General features: G+C 75.2%; 3 protein-coding genes and 1 pseudogene. All 4 read left to right on the forward strand.

Going from position 1 to position 2,797, the window contains the following annotated elements; genetic code table 11:
• Window positions 1-388 (forward strand): annotated as a pseudogene (locus ETD96_RS45575) (hypothetical protein); the annotation flags it as partial.
• Window positions 389-394: 6 nt separating this feature from the next.
• Window positions 395-772 (forward strand): DUF742 domain-containing protein, encoded by a 378-nt coding sequence (locus tag ETD96_RS43145; RefSeq protein ID WP_138642250.1) that lies wholly within the window; start codon window positions 395-397, stop codon window positions 770-772.
• The gene (locus ETD96_RS43150; protein ID WP_138642251.1) at window positions 753-1,454 is read left to right on the forward strand and encodes a GTP-binding protein; all 702 of its coding nucleotides are present in this window, start codon (window positions 753-755) and stop codon (window positions 1,452-1,454) included. The genes ETD96_RS43145 and ETD96_RS43150 overlap by 20 nt, the downstream gene beginning before the upstream one ends.
• A gap of 28 nt (window positions 1,455-1,482) precedes the next feature.
• Window positions 1,483-2,523, forward strand: a complete 1,041-nt coding sequence (gene galT / locus ETD96_RS43155; protein ID WP_138642252.1) for a galactose-1-phosphate uridylyltransferase — start codon at window positions 1,483-1,485, stop codon at window positions 2,521-2,523.
• The last annotated feature ends 274 nt before the right edge of the window (window positions 2,524-2,797 follow it).

Below are 2,797 nucleotides of genomic sequence, written 5' to 3' on the forward strand. Positions count from 1 at the left end.
GCCCCCGCAGCCGTCCACGCCGGCGCCGTCGCCGTGGGGCGACCCGCCGTCCGCGGCGCAGCCCGAGCCCGAGCCCGAGCCGGAGCGGCCCGCGCCGCCCGCGTCCGCCGCGCCGCCCGCCAGGCCGGGCATCCCGCGCTCGCCGCGGGAGGTCAGGCGGCGGCCCGCCGACGGGGCGGGGACGGGCTCCCGGCCGCCGCTGCCGCGCCGCGTCCGGCAGGAGAACATGGCGTCGCAGCTGCGCGAGGACCCCACCGTCACCTCGCCGCGGCCCGCCGCGCCGCGCCGCCCGATCCGGTCGCCCGAGGAGCTGCGGTCGATGATGTCGTCCATCCAGCAGGGCACCCGGCGCGGCCGCGCCGAGGCCCTCGACAACGAGGAATCGTGACGGGCCATGACCGGTCCTGGCAGCGAATGGCTCGATGACGAGGCCGGCCCGATCGTCCGGTCGTACGCGCTGACGCGCGGGCGCGCGCGGCCCGCGACGCGCGAGAACTTCGACATGATCACGATCGTGACGACCGCGGCGCGGCCCCGGTCCGGCTCGCCCGGCATCGGCCCCGAGCACCTCGACATCCTGGAGATGTGCGTGCAGCCGCAGCCGGTCGCCGAGATCGCGGCGCGGATGCGGCTGCCGCTGGTCGTGGTGCGCGTCCTGCTCGGCGATCTGCTGCACCACCGGCTCATCACCGTCACCCGTCCCCAACAGGAGAGCCCGCTCTCCAAGGAACGTCTGCTGAGGGAAGTGCTCCATGGTCTCCAAGCCCTCTGAGTCCGCGGCGAACGCCGGCCCGAGCGCGGTCGCCGGGGGGAGCGGGGGCTCGTCCCCCCGCACCGAAGCAGCGGGAGGAGAAGGCGGGGCTCCGGCGGGGAGCGCGGCGGCGCCGGTCGCGGTGAAGATCCTCGTCGCCGGGGGGTTCGGCGTCGGCAAGACCACCATGGTCGGCGCGGTCAGCGAGATCCGCCCGCTGCAGACCGAGGAGCTGCTCACCGACCGGAGCGTCGGCGTCGACGACACGGCGGGCGTCGAGCAGAAGACCACCACCACGGTCGCGATGGACTTCGGCCGCATCACGATCCGCGACGGCCTGATCCTGTACCTGTTCGGCACGCCCGGCCAGGACCGGTTCTGGTTCATGTGGGACGAGCTGTCCTACGGCGCGCTCGGCGCCGTCGTCCTCGCCGACACCCGCCGCCTCGCCGACTGCTTCCCCGCCGTCGACTACTTCGAGAACCGCGGGCTGCCGTTCGTCGTCGCGGTGAACTGCTTCGACGACGGCTACGACTACGCGACCGAGGAGATCCGGGAGGCGCTCGACCTGCGCCCCGACACCCCGATCGTGCTGTGCGACGTCCGCGAGCGCGCCTCCGGCAAGGAGGTGCTGACGACGCTGGTGCGGCACCTGCTGAGCGTGCACCGGGACCAGAACCCGGCGAGCGCCCCGGCCGGGTGATCACCGGGCGCGGTAGGCTGCCCGGGACATGTTCCGGACACGCGCACGGCTCTCCGACGGCCGCGAGATCGTCTACTACGACGAGGAGCCGGGCCGGGAACCCGTCCCGGACCCGCGCGGCCTCGCGCCGGTCGAGCCGGTGTGCGAGACGCGCCGCGACCCGCTGACCGGCGACCGCGTCACGATCACCGCGCACCGCAACACCCGGACGTTCCTGCCGCCCGCCGACCAGTGCCCGCTGTGCCCCGGCGGGCCCGCGTCGGAGATCCCCGACCCGTCCTACGACGTGGTGGCGTTCGAGAACCGGTTCCCGTCCTTCGACGTCCGCACCCCGCCCGTCCCGCCGGAGATCGACGGGGTGGAGCGCTCTCGCGGCGCCGGGCGCTGCGAGGTCGTGTGCTTCACCGACGACCACTCCGCCTCGATGGCGCGGCTGCCGGTCTCGCGGGTCCGGACGATCGTCGACGCGTGGGCCGACCGGACCGCCGAGATCGCCGCGGTGCCCGGCGTCCGGCAGGTGTACGTGTTCGAGAACCGCGGCGTCGAGATCGGCGTGACCCTGCACCACCCGCACGGCCAGATCTACGGGTACCCGTTCGTCACGCCCCGCACCGAGCGCATGCTGGCGGCGGCCGCCGCGCGGCCCGGCCTGTTCGAGGAGGTGCTGAAGGCCGAGCGGGCGGGCAGCCGCGTCGTGCTGGCGGGGGAGCACTGGACGGCCTACGTCCCGGCCGCCGCCCGCTGGCCCGTGGAGGTGCACCTCATGCCGCACCGCCACGTCCCCGACTTCACCGCGCTGGACGCCGGGGAGCGCGACGAGCTGGCCGTCCTCTACCGCGACCTCCTGCGCCGCTGCGACGCCCTCTACGGCACCCCGCTCCCGTACGTGGCGGGCTGGCACCAGGCGCCCGCCGGCGACGACCTGCTCCGGCTGCACCTGGAGCTCTTCTCGATCCGCCGCGCCCCCGACAAGATCAAGTACCTGGCGGGGTCGGAGTCGGGCATGGCCGCCTGGATCAACGACGTCTCCCCGGAGGACGCCGCGGCCCGGCTCCGCGACGCCGGCTGACTCCCGGCCCGATGACAGCGCCCCGGGGCGCGGAAACGTCACCGGGGAACCGAGTTTCCGCAAGTCCGTGGAACGCGGCGTCCCCGTGTCCTACTCTCCGTCGCATGCCGGAAAGCGTGCTGGCCGAGCCGCTGGCGCAAGGATGCTTCGACGGCGTCGCCGTCACCGCCGAGGGCGCGCCGCTGGCGTTCACGTCCCGGGCGGCGCGGGGCGCGAACGCCGGGCAGCTCTGGGACCTCGCGGCCGCCGCCGCCCTCGGCGCGCTGCTCCCCGG

Source organism: Actinomadura geliboluensis (genome assembly GCF_005889745.1).
Lineage (GTDB): Bacteria > Actinomycetota > Actinomycetes > Streptosporangiales > Streptosporangiaceae > Spirillospora > Spirillospora geliboluensis.

Excerpts from the sequence above, each read along its gene's own strand:
- ETD96_RS43145 (WP_138642250.1), top strand. The coding sequence starts at position 395 with ATGACCGGTCCTGGCAGCGAATGGCTCGATGACGAGGCCGGCCCGATC.
- ETD96_RS43150 (WP_138642251.1), top strand. The coding sequence starts at position 753 with ATGGTCTCCAAGCCCTCTGAGTCCGCGGCGAACGCCGGCCCGAGCGCG.
- galT (WP_138642252.1), top strand. The coding sequence starts at position 1,483 with ATGTTCCGGACACGCGCACGGCTCTCCGACGGCCGCGAGATCGTCTAC.